15 protein-coding genes are annotated in these 18,098 nt (G+C 56.8%); 12 read left to right on the plus strand and 3 right to left on the minus strand.

What is annotated here, in order from left to right; all coding sequences use genetic code 11:
• Positions 1-70: 70 nt before the first annotated feature.
• Positions 71-1,912 (plus strand): peptidyl-prolyl cis-trans isomerase, encoded by a 1,842-nt coding sequence (locus ACR0KN_RS03815; protein WP_480651472.1) that lies wholly within the window; start codon positions 71-73, stop codon positions 1,910-1,912.
• An 11-nt stretch (positions 1,913-1,923) separates the two neighbouring features.
• Entirely contained in the window at positions 1,924-3,435 is a 1,512-nt protein-coding gene (gene trpE / locus ACR0KN_RS03820) for an anthranilate synthase component I (RefSeq protein ID WP_170470570.1), read from the plus strand.
• A 24-nt stretch (positions 3,436-3,459) separates the two neighbouring features.
• On the opposite strand, the gene ACR0KN_RS03825 is transcribed toward trpE, so the two are convergent.
• Positions 3,460-4,944, minus strand: a complete 1,485-nt coding sequence (locus tag ACR0KN_RS03825; RefSeq protein ID WP_480422948.1) for a divergent polysaccharide deacetylase family protein — start codon at positions 4,942-4,944, stop codon at positions 3,460-3,462.
• Between the two features lie 197 nt (positions 4,945-5,141).
• Here ACR0KN_RS03825 and ACR0KN_RS03830 point away from each other — a divergent pair, with 197 nt between their 5' ends.
• From ACR0KN_RS03830 to lexA, 6 genes are all read left to right on the plus strand, one after another.
• Complete coding sequence (locus ACR0KN_RS03830; RefSeq protein ID WP_170470574.1) at positions 5,142-5,723, plus strand: anthranilate synthase component II; 582 nt, start codon at positions 5,142-5,144, stop codon at positions 5,721-5,723.
• Entirely contained in the window at positions 5,720-6,739 is a 1,020-nt protein-coding gene (gene trpD, locus ACR0KN_RS03835) for an anthranilate phosphoribosyltransferase (protein WP_480651475.1), read from the plus strand. Before ACR0KN_RS03830 ends, trpD begins: the two co-directional genes overlap by 4 nt.
• On the plus strand, positions 6,736-7,548 hold the full coding sequence (gene trpC / locus ACR0KN_RS03840; RefSeq protein ID WP_480651477.1) for an indole-3-glycerol phosphate synthase TrpC: 813 nt from the start codon (positions 6,736-6,738) through the stop codon (positions 7,546-7,548). Before trpD ends, trpC begins: the two co-directional genes overlap by 4 nt.
• On the plus strand, positions 7,548-8,021 hold the full coding sequence (moaC, locus tag ACR0KN_RS03845) for a cyclic pyranopterin monophosphate synthase MoaC (RefSeq protein WP_480651479.1): 474 nt from the start codon (positions 7,548-7,550) through the stop codon (positions 8,019-8,021). Before trpC ends, moaC begins: the two co-directional genes overlap by 1 nt.
• The gene (locus ACR0KN_RS03850; RefSeq protein ID WP_480651481.1) at positions 8,018-9,190 is read left to right on the plus strand and encodes a molybdopterin molybdotransferase MoeA; all 1,173 of its coding nucleotides are present in this window, start codon (positions 8,018-8,020) and stop codon (positions 9,188-9,190) included. The genes moaC and ACR0KN_RS03850 overlap by 4 nt, the downstream gene beginning before the upstream one ends.
• Before the next feature lie 70 nt (positions 9,191-9,260).
• Positions 9,261-9,959: a transcriptional repressor LexA gene (gene lexA / locus ACR0KN_RS03855; RefSeq protein WP_480651768.1), complete on the plus strand. Its 699-nt coding sequence runs from the start codon at positions 9,261-9,263 to the stop codon at positions 9,957-9,959.
• Here the strand turns inward: lexA and ACR0KN_RS03860 are convergent.
• A complete protein-coding gene (locus ACR0KN_RS03860) occupies positions 9,953-11,980 on the minus strand; it encodes a ComEC/Rec2 family competence protein (RefSeq protein WP_480651483.1) in 2,028 nt (675 codons plus the stop codon). The two genes, lexA and ACR0KN_RS03860, sit on opposite strands and share 7 nt — an antisense overlap.
• Before the next feature lie 78 nt (positions 11,981-12,058).
• Here ACR0KN_RS03860 and gltX point away from each other — a divergent pair, with 78 nt between their 5' ends.
• From gltX to ACR0KN_RS03875, 3 genes are all read left to right on the plus strand, one after another.
• Positions 12,059-13,465, plus strand: a complete 1,407-nt coding sequence (gene gltX / locus ACR0KN_RS03865) for a glutamate--tRNA ligase (RefSeq protein WP_480651485.1) — start codon at positions 12,059-12,061, stop codon at positions 13,463-13,465.
• A 114-nt stretch (positions 13,466-13,579) separates the two neighbouring features.
• Positions 13,580-14,875 (plus strand): citrate synthase, encoded by a 1,296-nt coding sequence (gltA, locus tag ACR0KN_RS03870; protein ID WP_010440288.1) that lies wholly within the window; start codon positions 13,580-13,582, stop codon positions 14,873-14,875.
• Positions 14,876-15,047: 172 nt separating this feature from the next.
• Positions 15,048-15,989 (plus strand): autotransporter outer membrane beta-barrel domain-containing protein, encoded by a 942-nt coding sequence (locus ACR0KN_RS03875; protein ID WP_480651487.1) that lies wholly within the window; start codon positions 15,048-15,050, stop codon positions 15,987-15,989.
• 9 nt (positions 15,990-15,998) lie between these two features.
• On the opposite strand, the gene ACR0KN_RS03880 is transcribed toward ACR0KN_RS03875, so the two are convergent.
• Complete coding sequence (locus ACR0KN_RS03880) at positions 15,999-17,066, minus strand: PA0069 family radical SAM protein (protein WP_480651489.1); 1,068 nt, start codon at positions 17,064-17,066, stop codon at positions 15,999-16,001.
• Between the two features lie 308 nt (positions 17,067-17,374).
• Between ACR0KN_RS03880 and ACR0KN_RS03885 the strand changes: the two genes are divergently transcribed.
• Positions 17,375-18,073 carry a corrinoid protein gene (locus tag ACR0KN_RS03885; protein WP_170392964.1) on the plus strand — a complete coding sequence of 233 codons (699 nt, stop codon included), beginning with the start codon at positions 17,375-17,377 and terminating at the stop codon, positions 18,071-18,073.
• Positions 18,074-18,098: the final 25 nt, after the last annotated feature.

Genomic DNA, 18,098 nt, shown 5'->3' on the forward strand with positions numbered 1-18,098 from the left:
GGCTGCACGCATCGTATTCAGGGCCGCAACTAGCAGGGCAGACACTTGCCGACCAAACCAAGAGGGCACCATGGCCGCAGGCATGAAAAACCTATCCAAAACCTTTGTCTGGATTCTCATGGGCCTTCTGATGCTGGGTCTAGCCGGATTTGGTGCGACCAGCCTGACCGGGACCGTGCGCACTGTGGCGCAGGTTGGCGATGAAAGCGTTTCGGTCGACGAATACTTCCGCGAACTTCAGCGCGAAATCAGGGCGGTCGAGGCGCAAACCGGACAGCCGATGCAGATTTCGCAAGCGCATGATCTTGGATTGGACCAATTGGCCCTGTCGCGTCTGATTGCACTGGCCGCGCTGGACAATGAAGTCGGGCAGCTTGGCATTTCGATAGGCGACGAGAACCTGCAGAACGAGATCGTCCAGATACCCGCATTCCAGGGGGTGAACGGTACATTCGACCGCGAAGCCTATCGCTTTCAGCTTGAACAGGTCGGGATGAGCGATTCCGAGTTCGAATCGGATCTGCGAAAGGAATCGGCCCGCACAATCGTGCAGGGTGCAATCATGGGCGGGGTTGAGATGCCACGTACTCTGACCGAAGCAATGGCGAACTATGTACTGGCCCGCCGCAGCTTTACAGTGGCGACGCTGTCCGCCGACGCGTTGGAGACGCCAGTGGCAGAACCGACAGAAGATCAGATTCAGACATTCTATGACGAGAACACTGATCTGTTTACCCTGCCCCGCACCAAGCAACTGACGTATGCTATTTTGTCACCAGAGATGCTGCTTGATACGATTGAGATCGACGAAGACTCGTTGCGCCGCCGGTACGACCAGCGCGCAGAACAGTATTTCCAGCCCGAGCGCCGTTTGGTCGAACGCCTGACCTATCCCAGCGAAGAAGCCGCAACCGAGGCCTTGGCTCAGCTGGAGGTTGGTGGAGCAGATTTTGAACAACTGGTCCGCGATCGGCAACTTGAGCTGGGCGATGTAGATCTGGGTGACGTCACCCGAGAGGACCTTGGCGATGCCGCTGACGCTGTATTCGCTGCCGAGATCGACGATGTCGTTGGCCCACTCCCATCTGTTTTTGGTCCGGCCTTGTTCCGGATCAACGGATCGCTGGCAGAAAACAATGTAAGCTTTGAAGATGCTGAGCCCGAGTTGCGTGATGAACTTGCCTCAGATCGCGCGCGCCGTCAGATCGAGGCGCAGGCCGAGGACATCAACGACTTGCTTGCTGGCGGCGCAACGCTGGAAGAATTGGTCGATGAGACTGAATTGGAACTTGGCCAGATCGACTGGACCCAGCAAAGCGATGATGGCGTTGCCGCCTATGACGGCTTCCGTGCCGCTGCCGAGGCCGTGCAAGAGGGTGATTTTCCCGAAGTCGCGTTCCTCGAAGACGGTTCAATCTTTGCTTTGCGCCTGAATGAAGTGCTTGAGCCCCGCCCCGAACCGCTTGAAAATGCCCGAGGGCGGGTTGCTGAGGCCTGGACACAAGCAGAGACCGCGAAGGCGCTACAAAATCAGGCAAACTCGGTGCTGACCCAATTGGCGACGGATGGAGATTTCACGGCGACTGGCCTGCCCTTCCGGGTCGAAAACGCCCTGACGCGTACCGCGTTCCTTGAGGATACTCCGGTAGATTTCATGACACAGGTCTTCGAGCTCGAACCGGGTGAATTACGTGTCATTCCCGGAAACGGCACTGCCCTGATCGTGCGCTTGGATGAAGAGCTGCCACCAGCCGAGACCGACGAACAGCGTCAGATGCAGGATGCTCTTGCAGCACAGTTTGACCAGGCATTGGCGCAGAACATCTTTGATATCTATGTGCGCAACGCCCAGACCCGCGCGCGCCCTGTACTGGATCAGCAAGCGCTGAACGCTGTACGGTCAAGCTATTAAAGAGACAGCACATGGCCCTGACCCCGGAATTCGAAACTTTCGCGCGCGCCTATGACGCGGGTGAAAATCAGGTTGTCTATACCCGGCTTGCCGCCGATCTGGACACGCCCGTGTCCTTGATGCTCAAGCTGACGGGCGCACAAAAAGACGCCTTCATGCTCGAATCGGTGACAGGTGGCGAGGTGCGCGGTCGCTACTCGATCATTGGCATGAAACCCGATCTCGTCTGGAGGTGTCATGGCGAAACATCGGCCCTGAACCGGTCGGCCCGGTTTGATGCCGACGCGTTTCAGCCACAGGATGGCAACCCGATGGATAACCTGCGCGATTTGCTGGCCGAAAGCCGCATCGCGCTGCCGGACGACCTACCACAGGCGGCTGCCGGGCTGTTTGGCTATCTGGGCTATGACATGGTGCGGCTTGTGGAATACTTGCCGGATGTGAACCCCGACCCGCTGGGCCTGCCGGATGCGATCATGCTGCGGCCTTCGGTGATCGCCGTATTGGACGGTGTTAAAGGTGAGGTCACTGTGGTGTCTCCGGCCTGGGTCAGCGACGGACAATCCGCTAAGGCCGCATATGCACAAGCTGCAGAGCGTGTCATGGACGCTGTGCGTGATCTGGAGCGCGCAATGCCCGCCGAGACACGCGATCTGGGTGACGCGATTGAAGTTGGCGCTCCAGTATCCAACTTCACCAAATCGGGTTACATGGAGGCCGTTGAAAAGGCCAAAGAATATATCCGCGCAGGCGATATCTTCCAGGTTGTCCCAGCCCAACGGTGGACGCAGGACTTTCCGCAACCTCCGTTTGCCCTCTACCGGTCTTTGCGGCGTACGAATCCGTCGCCCTTCATGTTCTATTTCAACTTCGGTGGCTTTCAGGTCGTAGGCGCGAGCCCTGAAATCCTGGTCCGCGTCTTTGGGGATGAAGTCACGATCCGCCCAATCGCAGGCACTCGACCGCGAGGCGCAACGCCCGAGGAAGACAAGGCCAACGAAATCGATCTGCTTGCCGACAAAAAGGAACTGGCCGAGCATCTCATGCTGTTGGACCTTGGACGCAACGATACGGGCCGTGTGTCCAAAATCGGAACCGTCCGCCCCACCGAAGAGTTCATTATCGAACGCTACAGCCACGTGATGCACATCGTGTCGAACGTGGTCGGAGAACTTGCCGAAGACAAAGACGCGCTGGATGCCTTCTTTGCCGGGATGCCTGCGGGTACAGTCTCGGGCGCGCCAAAAGTGCGCGCGATGGAAATTATCGACGAGTTGGAGCCCGAAAAACGCGGCATCTACGGCGGCGGTGTCGGGTATTTCAGCGCTGGTGGCGACATGGACATGTGCATCGCATTGCGTACGGCCATCGTGAAAGACCACAAGCTTTATATTCAGGCTGGCGGTGGTGTTGTCTATGACAGCGACCCCGAGGCGGAATATATGGAGACCGTGCACAAATCGAACGCGATCCGACGCGCGGCGGCAGATGCGGCGCGTTTTACCGGCAGCGGAAACAGCTGAGAAAGCGGCAACAAGGTGCCGCTTTTACCCGTCCGTCAAGGCTTCGGAAGCACCTTTTTCGACCTCTTTCATCATCACGGCTGAGATCGGTGCCATCGCCACCCGGCTGCCGCGATCCTCAAGCCCCCACAGCAACAAGGCCGAGATCGTTTCGGGGCGCAATCGTCCAAGCATTACAACCGCACCCTCCTGCCCGGCGCGGAATGCGGCTTGATCTAGAAAGCGCCGCATTATCTTGGGATCCTGCTTGGCCCCATCGAAATCGCGGAATACGACGCTGGACGGAACGCCATTGCGGGCGGCGAGTTTCTGCGCAGTGTTCAGGCCGTTATCCTGTGTCACCAGACCACGGCCGGTGTCGCCAACAATGGCGGCGACCTGGTCTGCCAGTTTTCGGTTACCCTGAATACCGCTTTCAACGCCCTCCAGAATGCCTACCGTGTGGGGCAACTCATCCAACCACACCGACAAGGATACTTCTGCATCCTGAGCGCTGGCAGCTTCGTGCATGTCAATCATTGCCAGCACTTCAAAACCCGCTTCGCGATGGCGCGCCATCTTTTCGGCTGCATCCGGGTCTGACGGGCTAATGGCAAAGCTTAGCGGGTATGGAAAATCCTGAAGCGCCTCGGCTCCAAATGCTCCTTCATCGTCGATCAAAATGATAGACATCAATGGCTTGGCTTCGGGGTTCTCAAAGATCGCGGCATGCGCTTCGATTGGTTTTGCCGCCACCTCAGGCACTACCTCGGTTTGCTCAACGGGTGCGTCATCCCTTTCGGTCAGGGGTACGACACGTTTGCCGATCAGTGAATTAGAGCTCGCGGTCCCTTCCCCGCCAATTTGAGGCAGCGTCAGCACGCGCGGCTTGCTGACCGGGCGTGTATCTTCTTCGCCCTCAACGGCAATCGGGTTATCGTTCGGCACGCCCTCGGTTACCGGAACCTCAAAAGTTACGTCCGGCAATTCTTCGGTCTCGGGTTCCAATGCCGCCACTTGAGGTGCTTGTTCCTCAGGCGTTTCTTCCGCGATCCGGGGTTCAGGTACCGCTTCAGGCTCTGGTGCTGGAGGCGCGTCTGCAACCCTGGCCGGTTCAGCCTCTGGTCTGGGCGTTTCCGGTTCAGCAAGCGGCGCCGGCGGTGCTGTCGGCGCATCTGTCTGAACGGTCACCGCGGGTGTCGAAATTCCAGCAGGTGCTGCGGTGGCAACAGGCGAGTCACTTGACTGCGGAGGCGGCCCGGGCGCAAGCTCGACGTCTGCCAAACCATCCAGAGTATCTGACGATAGCTCCGGGCTTTCGGGACCCGATGGTGGCAACTCAACCAGATCTGCATCGACACCAATGCTATCGACATTCGCTGTTTCAGGCGCATCAGGCGCATCAGCCACTTCGGGTGCTGTTGCCGCAACTTCTGGCTTGCGCGACAAGGGGGTGGACAGCGACAGGACCGCGCCCAATGCCAGGACAGAGACCGCACCAGCGATCAATCCACCATAAAATCCGCTCATCGAAATCTCGCCTCTCGCGTTGTTTCGTGCCTCAACCACCCAAACGCCATCTTCTGCGGCGCTCACTTGCACTGCGCCAAGTTGGGTATGTCCTCTTGACGCTGCCGCACAAGCCTGAGCATGTATGTCCCGACATTATACCGCGCTCAAGGGCTGCATCGCCAGTCTGAAATGCCGATAGGAAGATAAGTGCCCAAATGCTGCTGCTGATCGACAACTATGACTCGTTTACCTACAACCTCGTTCATTATCTGGGCGAACTTGGGGCCGAGATGGTCGTGCGCCGGAATGATGCGCTGGACGTACAGGAAGCAATGGCGATGAACCCGGCTGGCATCCTGCTGAGCCCCGGCCCTTGTGATCCCGATCAGGCAGGTATCTGCCTTGCACTGACCGAAGCGGCAGCCGAAACACAGACGCCGCTGATGGGCGTCTGCCTCGGCCATCAAACCATTGGTCAGGTCTTTGGCGGCAAGGTCGTGCGATGCCATGAGATCGTGCATGGCAAGATGGGCACGATGAATCACACTGGTAAAGGCGTATTCGCTGGTTTGCCGTCACCCTTCGAGGCGACCCGCTACCACTCATTGGTCGTTGAACGCGAAAGCTTGCCCGAGTGCCTTGAGATCACCGCCGAACTTGAGGATGGCACCATCATGGGATTGCAGCACAAAGAGCTTCCCATTCACGGCGTCCAGTTCCATCCGGAATCCATCGCATCCGAGCACGGTCATGCCCTGCTCAAGAATTTCCTGAATGAAATGAAAGTCCCCGCATGAGCGATGCTCTGAAACCGCTGATCGGTGCTGCGGCCGATCGACCTTTGACCCGTGCCGAGGCTGAACAGGCCTTTGGAATCCTGTTTGACGGTGCCGCGACTCCGAGCCAGATCGGCGGATTGCTAATGGCGATGCGCACACGCGGTGAAACGGTGGATGAATACGCCGCTGCCGCTGCTGTAATGCGCGCTAAATGCAACGCTGTGAAGGCCCCGGCGGGAGCAATGGATATCGTGGGCACCGGTGGTGACGGCAAGGGAACGCTCAACATCTCGACGGCCACGGCCTTTGTAACGGCGGGTGCCGGTGTCACCGTTGCAAAACATGGCAACCGGAACCTAAGTTCGAAATCCGGTGCGGCGGATGCACTTGGTCAGCTTGGAATTAATGTGATGGTCGGCCCGGAAGTGGTTGAAAAGGCGTTACAAGAGGTCGGTATCGGCTTCATGATGGCGCCGATGCATCACCCTGCGATTGCCCATGTCATGCCTTCAAGGCAAGAACTTGGTACGCGCACGATATTCAACATTCTGGGTCCTCTCACCAACCCGGCTGGTGTGAAACGCCAACTGACCGGAGCGTTTAGCCGTGATCTGATCCGCCCAATGGCCGAAACTCTGGGCCTGCTGGGCGCCGAGCATGCCTGGTTGGTGCATGGTTCGGACGGGACCGACGAGTTGACGATTACGGGCGTCAGCTGGATCGCCTCCGTTGAGGACGGCGTTCTCAAAGAGGTCGAGCTTCACCCTGAAGACGCAGGTCTGCCAGTCCACCCATTCGAGGATATTGTCGGCGGGACACCGGAAGAAAACGCCGTCGCATTCCGTGCTTTGCTGGACGGCCAGCCATCGGCCTACCGTGACGCTGTACTGCTGAATTCTGCCGCCGCACTTGTTGTCGCAGATGCCGCCAGTGATCTGCGTGAAGGCGTGGCAATGGCGCGGGAAAGCATCGACAGCGGCAAAGCCCGTGAAAAGATCAACGCTCTGGCACGCATTACACAGGAAGCCGCATGACCGAGACCGTTCTGGATAGGATCAAAGCCTACAAACTTGAAGAAGTCGCATCAGACAAGGCAGCCAAATCGCTGGAAACATTAGAGTCAGAGGCGCGCAATGCACCAGAGGTGCGGGGGTTTTCAGAAGCTCTGCACAAAGCCACGCGATCCGGCTATGGGCTGATTGCCGAGGTTAAAAAAGCCAGCCCATCCAAGGGATTGATCCGCGAAGATTTTAACCCACCTGCTCTGGCCCAAGCTTATGAAGCGGGAGGAGCTGCGTGCTTGTCGGTGCTGACCGATAAACCTAGCTTTCAAGGGGCAAAGGAATTCCTGACTGAAGCCCGTGCAGCATGTTCTCTGCCCGCTTTGCGTAAAGATTTCATGTATGACCCCTATCAGGTGGTCGAAGCCCGTGCTCTGGGTGCGGACTGTATTCTGATCATCATGGCCTCGGTTGAAGATGCGCAAGCTTCAGAGCTTGAGCAGACAGCGTTCGATTGGGGTATGGATGTTCTGATCGAAGTACACGACGCCGAGGAGCTAGAGCGGGCGACGCAGCTGAAAAGCCCTCTGATCGGGATAAACAACCGCAATCTCAAAACCTTCGATACCACACTTGATACGACACGCCACCTGTCGAAGTTGGTACCAGCAGATCGCACGATCGTGTGCGAAAGCGGTCTGAGCACGCCTGCTGACCTTGCTGATATCGCCCGCTATGGCGCGCGCTGCTTCCTGATTGGCGAAAGTCTGATGCGACAAGACGATGTGGCCAGCGCCACCCGTTCGCTACTGGCTAATCCACTCATCCCCGGAGTGATGTGATGCCACTGACGCATTTCGATGCCAAGGGCGAGGCACACATGGTGGATGTGTCCGATAAGGCCGTCACCGACCGGGTTGCAATCGCCGCAGGTTACATCAGGATGGCCCAAGAAACCTATGATATTATTTCAGAAGGCCGCGCTAAGAAAGGTGACGTTCTTGGTATTGCGCGTCTCGCTGGCATCATGGGCGCAAAGAAAACACCGGACTTAATTCCGCTGTGCCACCCTCTGCCCGTTACTAAAGTTGCGGTTGAGCTGACCCTGGATCCGGATCTTCCCGGCGTGCAGATCGAAGCCACCGTCAAAACTGCGGGACAAACTGGTGTCGAGATGGAGGCACTGACGGCGGTCTCAACCGCCGCCCTGACTGTCTATGACATGACTAAAGCCGTGGATAAGGCAATGGAGATTGGCGGCATCCGAGTTCTTTTGAAAGACGGCGGTAAATCAGGTCGTTACGAGGCGTCATGATCTCCGTCGAAGACGCCCGAGCCCTATTGTTCGATCTGGTCACGCCCCTGTCTGCGGAAACGGTTCATCTTGCAGAGGCAGGTGGTCGCATCTTGGCGCAGGACGTCGCTGCAACACGTGATCAACCCCCTTTTGCAGCGTCTTCGATGGACGGATATGCGGTGAAAGCGACCGAAGTTGAATTGCATGCGATGTTCAAAGTGATCGGCGAATCCGCAGCCGGAAAGCGCTTTGAAGGCACGGTCGGGCCCGGTCAAGCAGTGCGAATATTTACGGGTGCGCCGATGCCTGACGGCGCGGATTTTGTCGTTATTCAAGAAGATGTCGAGCGCCGAGACAGCCTGATCACCATCACTCACCCTCCCGGAGAAAAGACCAATGTCCGCCCTGCTGGCATAGATTTCGCCGTCGGCACCAAAATCATGGCCCCACGCCAGCTCCGGCCCGAAGATATCGCGCTGTTGGCCGCGATGAATATTGCCTCCGTCCCTGTGACCCGAAAACCTGTGGTGGCATTGATATCGACGGGCAATGAACTGGTGATGCCCGGCGAGGTGCCTGGACCCGATCAAATCATCGCGTCAAACACGTTTGGCCTGAAAGCGCTCCTTGAAGACAACGGTGCGCATGTGCGCGTGCTACCGATCGCACAAGACACGGTTGGCTCTCTGGAAACGGCTTTTGGTCTGGCGCAAGGCGCAGACCTAGTTGTGACCATCGGCGGAGCGTCGGTCGGAGAATACGATCTGGTAGCAGATGTCTCGGAAGGCCTTGGGCTGGAGCAGTCGTTCTACAAAATCCGCATGCGTCCCGGTAAGCCACTAATGGCTGGACGCCTCGGCGACGCAGCAATGATTGGCCTGCCCGGCAATCCGGTTAGCGCAATGGTCTGTGGGTATCTGTTTTTGGTTCCGATGGTTCGGCGTATGCTGGGAATAGAACAGGTACTTACACCTCTGCAGCAGGCCCAGCTGACGGTACCACTCACTGAAAACGGCGGGCGCGAACACTATATGCGCGCGATTGTGGACAAAGATGGCATTCGGGCTTGTGACGATCAGGACAGCTCACTCCTAAGTGTTTTGGCACATGCAAACGCATTGCTGGTAAGACAGCCCAATGATCCCGCGCGCCCTGCCGGTGATAAGGTCACCTACCTGCCTATCTAGCAAATCCGTTGACACAAAACGTGAACATGCGTAGAACAAAAGAAAACGCATGAGCGATGAGGTGCGAGCGATGCTGACCAAGAAGCAATTGGATTTGCTGGAATTCATCCACAAACGCGTGCAAGCGGACGGTGTTCCGCCCAGTTTTGATGAAATGAAGGCTGCGTTGGACCTGCGTTCCAAATCCGGGATCCATCGATTGATCACGGCGCTGGAAGAACGTGGCTTTATCCGCCGCCTTGCTCACCGGGCACGCGCCATTGAAATCGTCAAGCTTCCCGAAAGCCTTGGTGGTGAGCCGACGGCAGGCTTCAAACCCCGAGTGATTGAAGGTGACCGGCCCGAAGGGACCCGCCCAGCGAACTTCGAACCCGTCACGGTTGATGCGATGGAACTACCCGTCATGGGGCGGATCGCGGCCGGTGTCCCGATCGAAGCGATAAGCCATGTTTCGCACCGCGTGGCAGTGCCGGGCTCGATGATTTCAGGTAGCGGTGAACATTACGCGCTTGAAGTGCGGGGCGACTCGATGATCGACGCCGGAATCAACGATGGCGATGTCGTCGTGATCCGTGAAACCACCTCAGCAGATAACGGGGATATCGTCGTGGCGCTGGTTGAAGATCAAGAAGCCACGTTAAAGCGCTTTTTCCGTCGCGGTCAGGCCATTGCACTTGAAGCTGCAAACCCGGCTTATGAGACGCGTGTGTTGCCCGAGGATAAAGTCAAAGTACAGGGTCGGCTGGTTGGTTTGATCCGTAGCTACTGACGGGGTTGAGGTGACCATAGGCGGCGTCCTGAAGCCTCTGAACTGGTGCGCAAACTCCCTTTGGAAATAGCAAGACTGCCTGTGCTTCGCAGTGCCTCCGGGTCATAGATCCGACACGCACCTGTCAGAGACAACGACACAGACGCGATAATAATTTGATCTGGCCGGCACTCTTCAAAGGCCAGCGCAGCGCGTTTGCCTGTTAGGTGCACTAGCTCTTTGTCACTCAGCAGATATCGTTGGACACCGCCTGAGGACTCAGGCCAGCGCTTCGCCGCCTTTGGCTGATCCGCGTCGTCTCCGTCATTCTCCAACCAAACCGATGCGACAAAACCGCTGCCTTTTGGTTTACTAAGCGCACGGCCTTGATCGGTCATCACGCCGACGAGCCCTCCGGTATCTGCGATCAGAACATCAGGACGGCTCCCCTGCCCCCACATCGCAATAGCGACCACCGCCGGGGCCAATCCAATCCATCGCGTGCGCCCTTGCCAAAGGATCGACCAGAGGAAAGACACTGCTGTAACGGGCAGTACAAATGCGCCTGGGCTAACAACAAATCCCCGCGCACCTTCAAGTCCCGAAACCCAGGACGCAACCGCAAGGATCCAATTCAGCCCCAAACCCATCACGTGCAGTGCGATCGCCTCAAGCCCGAATGGCGCAAGAAGTGCTGCGACAACGGCGCTCGGGACGACCAGAGTGCCCATCACCGGGACCGAGACGAGGTTTGCGATTAATCCATAGTGGGACACGGTGTTGAAATGAGCCGCCCCGATGGGCGCAGTTGCGATCCCCGCGATGGCCGATGAAATCAACAAGGCCAACACCGGCCGCAACCAGAGTGGACCGGGCATTGGACCATAGTCTCTCAAGGCTCCGAAACCCGCGACCAGAGCGGTCGTCGCAGCAAATGACATCTGGAACCCGGGGCTCAGCAGTGTTTCAGGGCGCAGTACCAATACGATCAATGCGGCAACGGCCACCGCCCGCAGCGAGATCGCACGGCGGTCCAGCATCACGGCTCCTAGCATGACGCAAACCATGACAAATGCGCGCTCGGTCGCGACGTTTCCGCCAGAGAGAAATAAATAGATAGTGGCAGCGACTAAGGCACAGATCGCTGCCATTTTTCGTACAGGCAAACGCAGGGCCAGCATAGGCACCATCGACAATCCGATGCGGCATGCCACGAATACAAAACCAGTCAGCAAACCCATATGCAATCCAGAGATCGCCAGAAGATGCGCCAGATTTGAGGCACGCAAGGACTCAAGCGAGGCCTTGCTCATACCGCTGCGATCCCCTGTGGTGACGGCGGCAGCAAATCCGCCGATCTCACCAGGCAAAATTGCACGAACTCTGTCCGAGATCGCCATACGCCAAGCTGTAATACGAACACCGCTTTGTCCATCGCGAGCCGGGGTCGAAGACAAAACTGGAACACGGGTATATCCAACTGCGCCAAGCTTTTGGAACCAAGCGTGGCGGCGAAAATCAAATCCACCCGGTTCGACCGGACCTTGCGGCGGAGAAAGGTGCGCGGTGGTCATGATCCGCTGACCCGGGGACAACGCAACAGTATCGCCATGTATCGAAAGTCGGATGCGCCCGGGCCTTTGATCAGCGGGAATATCGACAATCCGCACCTGATCCAGCATAACCCGCAGCACATCCGACGCAGAGCGGTCCAGCGCTATGACCCTCCCCTCGACCGGGCCATAATAGCGCCATTGCAAGACTGGCTCTGCAACCATATGGGCCCGCGTTCCGGCCAGCAGGAAACCCAACGCAATCAGCGTCATCCCGATGGGCAACGGACGCCAGGCCTCTCTCAGCCTAAGACTGGAACCAATCGCCAACAACACAAACGCAACAACCACTGCGTACACGCCTGCGCCGGGTTCAAACCTCAGGCTAAAGTACCAGCCGATCCCGACCGCAAAACAGACCGGAGACCACGGGAACAGATATCCCCGCTGGATCAGCAATGCGGTCTCGACCCGTGTCAGAACACGCATGGTTGCCCCCGTCCTTCGGGCTGGGTAGATAGTCGCCAAACTATGCCCGCTAAGGTTACCAAAAGGTTAATCCACACAATGTCCGATCAGGTCGTCACTCGCTTTGCCCCTTCTCCCACCGGATTTCTGCATATCGGTGGCGCGCGCACCGCTCTGTTCAACTGGCTCTATGCGCGGGGCCGCGGGGGCAAGTTCCTGTTACGGATCGAAGATACAGATCGGGAACGTTCGACTCCGGAAGCCACGGCTGCGATCCTACAGGGTATGAAGTGGCTAGGGCTGGATCACGACGGGGACACTATCAGCCAATTCGAAGGTGCCGCCCGTCATGCCGAGGTAGCGCGTCAGTTGCTTGCCGAGGGCAAGGCCTACAAGTGCTATTCGACCCAAGAGGAAATCGCTGCGTTCCGCGAACAGGCGCGCGCCGAAGGTAAGTCGACGCTGTTTCGCAGCCCATGGAGGGATGCCGACCCAGCCACGCACCCAGATGCCCCCTATGCGATCCGCATCAAAGCGCCGCAGGAGGGTTCCACCGTGATCCGCGATCAGGTGCAGGGCGACGTGACCATTCGCAACGATCAGCTTGATGATATGATCCTGCTGCGCTCGGATGGTACGCCGGTCTACATGCTGGCGGTTGTGGTCGATGATCACGATATGGGCGTGACTCATGTGATCCGGGGAGACGACCACCTCAACAACGCTGCCCGTCAGATGATGATCTATGAGGCGATGGGGTGGGACATCCCGGTCTGGGCCCATATCCCACTAATACACGGCCCGGATGGAAAAAAACTCAGCAAACGCCACGGCGCATTGGGTGCGCAGGAATATCAAGCCATGGGCTATCCTGCCGCGGGGATGCGCAATTATTTGGCGCGCCTCGGTTGGAGCCATGGAGACGATGAATTCTTTTCTGATGCTCAAGCCAAAGAGTGGTTTGATCTGGAAGGGATCGGCAAAAGTCCCGCACGGTTTGATTTGAAGAAACTGGAAAACCTATGCGGACAACATATTGCCATAGGAGAGGATGCTGCGTTGCAGCAGGAAATCCAGGATTATCTGTCTGCAGCAAACAAATCACAGCTGACCGAAACACAATCGAGTGATCTAGCGCGTGCGATGTATTGCCTCAAGGATCGAGCGCGCACGTTCCCAGAACTCCTTGAAAAAGCCCATTTTGTTCTGACGTCCAGACCTATCCAACCCGACGAGAAGGCGGCTAAGGCCCTGACCTCAGTATCCGACGGTATACTGAATGAATTGACGCCGCATCTGCAAAATGCTAGCTGGTCTCGGAACGAACTGGAGGAGACCCTGAATTCGTTCGCAGAGGCGAACGGGGTTAAGTTCGGCAAATTGGCCGGCCCGCTGCGGGCCGCGCTGGCAGGCCGGGCAGTTACACCTTCGGTATTTGACATGATGCTTGTGCTTGGGCGGAATGAAACCCTGGCGCGGCTTGATGATGCAGCGAACCCTGACTGATTTCACATTCGGGTAATGCTGCTCCACTAAGAACGAACTGCGCGACACCACGCAGTCGTTGCCTGCTTTGACGGACAGCGATCCGGCAACTGTACGAATGAGGAAGGGATAAACATGACCGAGAGCCAACAAACAGCCAAACTGACTGTCCACGGCGAAAGCTACGATCTGCCGGTATTTTCTCCGACTGCGGGGCCCGACGTGATCGACATTCGTAAGCTCTATGGTCAAGCTGGTGTATTCACTTATGATCCGGGTTTCACGTCGACGGCGAGCTGCGACAGCACCATCACTTTTATTGACGGCGACAAGGGCGAACTCCTGCACCGCGGTTATCCGATTGAGCAGATCGCATCGAAATCTCACTTCCTCGAACTCAGCTATCTGCTGCTTTATGGCGAACTGCCATCGGCAAAAGATCTGGAGAAATTCGAGACTACCATCACGCGCCACACAATGCTGCACGAGCAAATGCAGTATTTCTACCGCGGTTTCCGTCGCGATGCGCATCCGATGGCCATCATGGTCGGCGTGGTCGGCGCCATGTCTGCCTTCTATCACGATTCGACCGACATTTCGGATCCGCGTCAACGCGAGATCGCGTCTCATCGCCTGATTGCAAAGATGCCGACGATCGCGGCTTGGGCTTATAAGTACCATATAGGGCAGCCCTTCGTGTACCCGCGCAATGATCTGGACTATGCGTCGAACTTCCTGCAAATGTGTTTCGCAGTTCCTGCAGAAGATTATGAGGTGAACCCGATTCTAGCCCGCGCCATGGATCGTATCTTCATGCTGCAGGCGGACCACGAACAGAACGCATCGACATCGACGGTACGTCTGGCGTCTTCGTCTGGTGCGAACCCGTTCGCCTGTATCGCGGCGGGCATCGCTTGCCTCTGGGGTCCGGCCCATGGCGGCGCAAACCAGGCCTGCCTTGAAATGCTGGAAGAGATCGGCAGCGTAGACCGCATCCCCGAGTTCATTGAACGCGCCAAAGACAAAGACGATCCGTTCCGCCTGATGGGCTTTGGCCACCGCGTTTACAAAAACTTCGATCCGCGCGCGACTGTGATGAAACAGTCTGCAGATGAGGTTCTTGATCTGTTGGGTATCGAAGATAATCCTAAACTTCAGGTCGCCAAGGCGCTTGAAAAGCAGGCCCTGGAAGATCCATATTTCATCGAAAAGAAACTGTTCCCAAATGTCGACTTCTATTCGGGCATTGTGATGGAAGCTATGGGTTTCCCAACCTCGATGTTTACTCCGATCTTTGCATTGTCGCGTACGGTTGGCTGGGTCAGCCAGTGGAAGGAAATGATTGCCGATCCACAAAACAAGATCGGTCGTCCGCGTCAGTTGTATCTGGGCGCGACAAGCCGCGACTACGTAGATATCGAAAACCGCTGATCGGTGACAGAATTTGAAATGAAGGCCCCGCCTAGCCGGGGTCTTTTTTGTTCCTAGCGTTACCCAAAAGAAACCGTTTTGAGACAATATTGGACTAACGCCCTGTTCGTTCTTTTCGCGGCACGCCACTCAACCTAGTGTTGCTGCGTCCAGCAATAAGATTCCGGTTATCATGCGTTCCGCCCTTGTGTTCCTTTTGCTGCTGTTTGCACAGACCGCCGCCGCACAAAGCCTGCTTGAAAGAGCTTTTGAACAGCAGCAGCAGGAAAATGCTGCTGGCTCGCTTGCGATTTTGGGGCTGGCTGGCATCCCGGACGATTCTGCCAGTGCAATTTCGTTGCAATCGAACACGGATAATCGCGACTACGATTTCAAATCCGCACAGCTGGGTGGCGGATTTCGTCTTGCCGAAGGCGTACCGATCTATCTCGAGGGCTACATCGGATACGCGCGCTATGATCCCGTTCTGACCTTCAGCGGCACCGGAGAAACTAATCGTTTACCTCTTAAATGGACCAGCCTCGCCCTCACCGGTGGAGTCGGCTATCAGTTTGACATTGGGGAGTTTTGGAAACTGACTCCGATGGCCCATATTTCGGTCGGGCGCACGCAATCCGATGCATCGATAGGGGCGCAAGCCATCGCCAACCGCCTTGGCCTTGACCGGGATTACCTTGATAGCGGTGGTATCTGGGCTGGTGGCGCGGGTGGCTCGATGACAGTTGCGTACGAGAAATCGCTATCTAATGATCGCGAGCTTGAAGCAAGCCTGCGCTATACGCATATCGAGTATTGGCCTATCGGCGACAACGAAGACCTGTTGGTTGAATCGACCGCCGCGAATGCAGTCCTTTGGTCACGATATCGTTTTCCAACGGCTAAACGTATGTTCGGGCGCCCGGTTCGATGGGTTGGTGATCTGTCGGTATCCTATCTGATCGGGGATCAGGCACTGGTGCTGGGCACGGATTGGCTTGCCCGCGTCGGTGGCGGGATTGAGGTTGATCTATCCGATACCTGGGTGCCCTGGGTATCAACGACCCGTTTCATGGTCCGCTATTATGGAAGCGATACAGTAAACGGTTTCTCGGCCGGAATCGGTATCAGCTTCTGACTCGTGAATTCAGAACAAACTTAGCTGATCACCACACTGGGGCGGTGGCGCGAAATCCGCACAATTCAGCGGCGGTAGGTCTACGGCGAGCCCCAGCCGTTTCACGGCGGCGCTGAACCGTTGCGCAATCATTTCGGCATAAGTCCCCTCGCCCCGCATTCGATGACCCCAACGCGGATCATACTCTTTTCCTCCATGCATCTCCCGTAGCCGCGCCATGACCTTCTCGGCCCTGCCCGGCTGATGCTCGGTCAGCCATTCCCGCCACAGCTCGGACACTTCGCGCGGCAGCCGCAACATGATCCAGCTAGCGGCGTCCGCGCCCGCCTGCTTGCCGGCCTCCAACAGCTTCTCAAGCTCATGATCGGTTAATCCCGGTATGACAGGAGAGGTCATAACGCGCACCGGTATACCTGCTTCGGTCAGGACGCGAATCGTGCGCAACCTGCGCAGTGGAGAAGGTGCACGTGGCTCCATCTGACGGGAAAGATTGGCGTCCAGAGTGATCAGCGAAATCCCGACCCGCACAAGACCGTTGCGGGCCATGGGCGCTAGAATATCGAGATCACGTTCGATCAATGTACCTTTTGTCACGATGCCGATTGGATGCTGAAAATCACTCAACACCTGAAGACAGCCTCTTGTTATCTCGCGGCTTTTCTCAATCGGTTGATATGGATCGGTGTTAGTGCCCAACGCAATCGTAGCCACCTTATAGCGTCGCGCAGAAAGCTCCCGTCGCAATATCTCTGCGGCATTGGGGCGTGCGATCAGACGTGTTTCAAAATCCAACCCTGGCGACAGGCCTAGATATGCATGGGTTGGCCGGGCAAAACAATAAACGCAACCATGCTCGCAACCCCGATATGGATTGATCGAACGATCAAAAGGTAAATCCGGTGATTTGTTGTAGGTGATCAGACTGCGGGCCACTTCGTCCTGAACCTCGGTCCGCAGCGGAGGTAGATCTTCGGAGAAATCCCACCCATCCTCGGTCAGCTCGGTCAAATATTTCTCGAATCGACCTGCTGAATTTGATGCCGCTCCCCGGCCCGGATGGTTCATTCTTACGGCCATTTGTTCACTATATGTTCCGATTGTCAGTACTAATTTAAGCTGGGCCCAATGGCAAGGATTACACCTGCTTCACATCTGACCACCTTGAGGCGTTTTTGAAATCGGTCTGCGCGAAGGAAATCAGAACAAATGAGACAAATGCAGGATGATCTTGCAGAATTCGAGGTCGCCCGACGCCAAAATTCGGCCTATAGGTCGGTCTCGGAACGACCTAGGTCGCAATCGTCACAGTAGTCCTGCGACGAAATGGCCAAAACGGAAAAAATGCCACGACGGGCCGCGAGCCCGCACAGCTCAGGGAAATACCCATGTCTGATGAAGAAGACATCGTCCTGTCCGAACTGAATGACGACGAACTCGTCGAACAGATGTTCGATGACCTTTATGACGGCCTGAAGGAAGAAATCGAAGAAGGTGTGAACATCCTGCTCGAGCGCGGATGGCAACCCTACGACATCCTGACCAAAGCGCTGGTTGGTGGCATGACAATTGTCGGCCACGACTTCCGCGACGGCATCCTGTTCGTTCCCGAAGTTCTGTTGGCCGCCAACGCCATGAAAGGCGGCATGGCAATCCTGAAGCCATTGCTGGCTGAAACCGGCGCTCCGCGTGTTGGTAAGATGGTTATCGGCACGGTCAAAGGCGACATCCATGACATCGGCAAGAACCTTGTTGCGATGATGATGGAAGGCGCTGGATTTGAGGTGGTCGATATCGGCATCAACAACCCGGTCGAAAACTATCTGGAAGCGCTTGAAAACGAACAGCCCGACATTTTGGGCATGTCCGCCCTACTGACCACGACTATGCCTTACATGAAGGTGGTAATCGACACGCTGGTCGAACAGGGCCTGCGTGATGAATACACCGTTCTGGTTGGCGGCGCACCGCTGAACGAAGAGTTCGGCAAGGCGATCGGTGCTGACGGCTATTGCCGTGACGCAGCCGTGGCGGTGGAAATGGCCAAGGACTTCATGTCGCGCAAGCACAACCAACTGGCCGGCTAAGGCACGCGACCATACCGTGAGACAG

It is taken from the genome of Ruegeria sp. AP7, assembly GCF_056539905.1.

Coding starts and splice junctions, on each gene's coding strand:
- ACR0KN_RS03850 (WP_480651481.1), top strand. CDS start 8,018: ATGATCTCCGTCGAAGACGCCCGAGCCCTATTGTTCGATCTGGTCACG.
- gltX (WP_480651485.1), top strand. CDS start 12,059: ATGTCCGATCAGGTCGTCACTCGCTTTGCCCCTTCTCCCACCGGATTT.
- ACR0KN_RS03825 (WP_480422948.1), bottom strand. CDS start 4,944: ATGAGCGGATTTTATGGTGGATTGATCGCTGGTGCGGTCTCTGTCCTG.
- trpE (WP_170470570.1), top strand. CDS start 1,924: ATGGCCCTGACCCCGGAATTCGAAACTTTCGCGCGCGCCTATGACGCG.
- moaC (WP_480651479.1), top strand. CDS start 7,548: ATGCCACTGACGCATTTCGATGCCAAGGGCGAGGCACACATGGTGGAT.
- ACR0KN_RS03875 (WP_480651487.1), top strand. CDS start 15,048: ATGCGTTCCGCCCTTGTGTTCCTTTTGCTGCTGTTTGCACAGACCGCC.
- gltA (WP_010440288.1), top strand. CDS start 13,580: ATGACCGAGAGCCAACAAACAGCCAAACTGACTGTCCACGGCGAAAGC.
- trpC (WP_480651477.1), top strand. CDS start 6,736: ATGACCGAGACCGTTCTGGATAGGATCAAAGCCTACAAACTTGAAGAA.
- ACR0KN_RS03860 (WP_480651483.1), bottom strand. CDS start 11,980: ATGCGTGTTCTGACACGGGTCGAGACCGCATTGCTGATCCAGCGGGGA.
- trpD (WP_480651475.1), top strand. CDS start 5,720: ATGAGCGATGCTCTGAAACCGCTGATCGGTGCTGCGGCCGATCGACCT.
- ACR0KN_RS03830 (WP_170470574.1), top strand. CDS start 5,142: ATGCTGCTGCTGATCGACAACTATGACTCGTTTACCTACAACCTCGTT.
- ACR0KN_RS03815 (WP_480651472.1), top strand. CDS start 71: ATGGCCGCAGGCATGAAAAACCTATCCAAAACCTTTGTCTGGATTCTC.
- ACR0KN_RS03880 (WP_480651489.1), bottom strand. CDS start 17,066: ATGGCCGTAAGAATGAACCATCCGGGCCGGGGAGCGGCATCAAATTCA.
- lexA (WP_480651768.1), top strand. CDS start 9,261: ATGCTGACCAAGAAGCAATTGGATTTGCTGGAATTCATCCACAAACGC.
- ACR0KN_RS03885 (WP_170392964.1), top strand. CDS start 17,375: ATGTCTGATGAAGAAGACATCGTCCTGTCCGAACTGAATGACGACGAA.